4 protein-coding genes are annotated in these 2,802 nt (G+C 74.2%); 2 read left to right on the top strand and 2 right to left on the bottom strand.

The window, feature by feature from the left end:
- A partial coding sequence (locus tag ACFXPK_RS32700; protein ID WP_385080786.1) for a hypothetical protein occupies positions 1–249 on the top strand: 249 nt, incomplete at its 5' end.
- Positions 250–372: 123 nt separating this feature from the next.
- Here ACFXPK_RS32700 and ACFXPK_RS32695 read toward each other — a convergent pair.
- Positions 373–1,008, bottom strand: a complete 636-nt coding sequence (locus ACFXPK_RS32695; protein ID WP_385007900.1) for an aspartate/glutamate racemase family protein — start codon at positions 1,006–1,008, stop codon at positions 373–375.
- A gap of 44 nt (positions 1,009–1,052) precedes the next feature.
- Positions 1,053–1,403, bottom strand: coding sequence for a GNAT family N-acetyltransferase (locus ACFXPK_RS32690; RefSeq protein WP_385007902.1), 351 nt, complete (start codon positions 1,401–1,403; stop codon positions 1,053–1,055).
- 395 nt (positions 1,404–1,798) lie between these two features.
- Between ACFXPK_RS32690 and ACFXPK_RS32685 the strand changes: the two genes are divergently transcribed.
- The gene (locus tag ACFXPK_RS32685; protein WP_385080784.1) at positions 1,799–2,779 is read left to right on the top strand and encodes an MIP/aquaporin family protein; all 981 of its coding nucleotides are present in this window, start codon (positions 1,799–1,801) and stop codon (positions 2,777–2,779) included.
- Positions 2,780–2,802: the final 23 nt, after the last annotated feature.

The following is a 2,802-nucleotide window of genomic DNA, read 5'->3' as shown; positions in this document are numbered from 1 at the left end:
GACCTCTCGGGGTCCGGCCCGCCTCCTGTTCAGCCGAGCGGCCCCGGCTGGGGCTGCGGCTCGGGCGGCGGTACGGGGACCGGGTCGGGGCCGGGAATGGGCGCCGGACCCGGCGGCGTGGGTACGGGGGACGGCGGAGCCGGCGGTACGGGATCCGGCGTCGGCACCGGGCCGGGCGGCCCCGGCGGCGGGGTGGGCGAGGGCGGAACCGGGTCGGGGTGCGGACTGGTCATGCCTGTCCTCCAGTAGTGCGGGAGTCGTGCCTTCCCAATGTCTCCCGGTGCGCGTGCCCACGCGCGCCGGGTCCACGCATGATCCGGCCGGACGGGGCGCGCGCCGCCCGGGACCGTACGGCGGAGGGCCGCGCGGCGGTCAGCGGACGGTCGCGGCCACCGCCGCGGCCAGCCCGGTCGCCGGTGCCGCGAGCACGGGCGCCCCGCCGCGGGTCCGCCCGGCGGCGTCGGCCATCGACACCTGGGCCAGCACGACCGTCTCGGCCCCGCCGGACGCGGTGACCGCGTCGACGGCGGCGGCGACCGCGTCCAGATAGCCGTCCCGGTCCCCCGCCTCGAAGCGCTCCCAGGCCCCCTCGACCAGCACCGTACGCAGCTCCAGGGGGCGCCCCGCCGCCGCCTCGCGGATCAGCGCGGCCGTCGGCTCCAGCGTGGACTCCAGCGCCGCGACCACCACGACGCGGCCGGCCGCCGCCGCGGCCTCGGCCATCGGCCGGTCGACACGCAGCACGGGCACCCCGAGCGCGGCCCCGGCCTTCTCCGCCACGTCCCCGAGGGTCGAGCAGGTGCACAGTACGGCGCTCGCGCCGCCGGCCACGGCCGGGGACAGCACCGTCAGGATCTCCGCCGCCACGGCCCCGGGCCCCTCGGCCCTGGCCCGGACGAGCAGCTCCTCCACGACGAGATGGCGCAGCGTCACACCGGGGTGGCGGGCGTCCCGCAGGGCGTCGAAGACCGGGACATGGACCGGGGAGGTGTGCAGCAGGGCGAGCATGGAGCGATGCTATGCCCGGTCCCCGGCCGCGGGGCCCCTGGCCGTCAGCCCTTCCTCACCTGCGCCTTCGCGGCCTCGACCACCTCCGGCGGCGCCTCCGGGGCCGCGTCGGGGTGGCGCTGCGCCCAGCGGGCGGCGTACGGGCAGAGCGGCACGACGAAGGCGCCCTCGCGCGCCGCCATCGCGTAGAACTCCCGGACGAGGGTGCCCGCGATGCCCTTGCCCTCGTACCCCTCCTCCACCCCGGTGTGCACCGCGACCAGCGCGGCGGGCACGGCGGGGGTCTCCGGGGTGGCCACCAGGGCGACGTACGCGATGGCGCCGACGGCCTGACCGTCCTCGTACGCCTCGAAGCGGCCCTTGGGCCGGTTGTCACGGATGTTCAGGTCTGCCATGGGGCCTGTCTCCCTGCTGTCGGTCGGGTCCCGGTGGGACCTGACCCCGTACGGTACGGGCGCCGGCCGGGCCGGGTGCGCGGCGGGATCGCCCGGACGGCCGACGGCCCCGCGAGGAAAACCCCGCGTTCCCGAAAAGGCCCCGCCGTATTCCCCGGTCAGGGGTGGAGCACGCACCGGTGTCCGTGCGTTCCCTGCCCTGCGGCGGCCGTTCTGATTCCCTTTCCCGAATTCCCGGCCCCCACGCGGCGCGTGGAATCACCGGTCTGCCGTACTCCGTCGGACGGAACGGACGGCTTTTCCGTCCGGCCGTCCGGACGCGGCGTCCGGGCCTCGCACCTAATGTCAGGCAGGTGTGATGCGCGGTGCGCAGCCGTCCCGGAAAAGGAGAGCACATGGCCGTACGCAGTCCACGCCGAAGAGGCTATCCGGAAGGTCTCGGCGGCGAACTCGTCGCCGAGTTCCTGGGCACGCTCGTCCTGCTCCTGCTGGGCTGCGGATCCGTGGCCGTGGCCGTGGTCGGTCTGCCCGGTTCGGGCCGTCAGGTCGCGGCTTTCGGGCCCGCCAACTGGCTCATCATCTCGTGGGGCTGGGGGCTCGCCGTGGTCTTCGGCGTGTATGTCGCCGGGGGTATCAGCGGTGCGCACATCAATCCGGCGGTGACGCTCGCGTTCGCGGTCCGGCGGACGTTTCCGTGGCGGAAGGTCCTTCCCTACTGGGGTGCCCAATTGGTGGGCGCTTTCGTCGGTGCCGCGCTCGTCTATGCGACGTATCGGTGGGCGATCGACGCGGCCAACATGAAAGCGGGAATCGGGCGACAACAATCCCTGTCCACGTACTCGATCTTCGCCACGTTCCCCGCCGAGTATTTCGGCAATTCGTGGTGGGGGCCGCTGCTCGACCAGATCGTGGGGACCGCCGTCCTGCTCCTGTTGATCTGCGCGCTCATCGACACGAAGAATCTGGCGCCGGGCTCCAACCTCGGCCCGTTCCTGACCGGTCTGGTCGTCTTCGCGATCGGTCTGACCTTCGGCACCAACGCCGGGTACGCGATCAACCCCGCGAGGGACTTCGGCCCCCGGCTCTTCACCTTCTTCGAGGGCTGGGGCTCCATCGCGCTGCCGGGGACCTACCAGTGGTTCAGCCACTACTGGTGGATCCCCATCGTCGGTCCGCTCATCGGCGGCATCATCGGTTCGCAGCTCTACGAGCGGCTGATCGCCCCGGTCATCAGGGCGCGCGGCGGACCGAGCGAGGAGGGCCGGGTCCCGGCCAAGGACGCCCCCGTGCCGTCGGGTCCTTCCGCCGGCAGGCCCACGCCCGAGGCGCCGTCCGACGGCCGGCCGCCGGAGGGCAGGCCGCCCGCGGAGGCGTGACGGCCGGTACGTGTACGAGGGGT

The organism is Streptomyces sp. NPDC059142 (genome assembly GCF_042755665.1).
Taxonomy (GTDB): domain Bacteria; phylum Actinomycetota; class Actinomycetes; order Streptomycetales; family Streptomycetaceae; genus Streptomyces.
The sequence above is the reverse complement of the archived record's forward strand: the minus strand, read 5'-3'. Positions and strand labels throughout refer to the sequence as shown.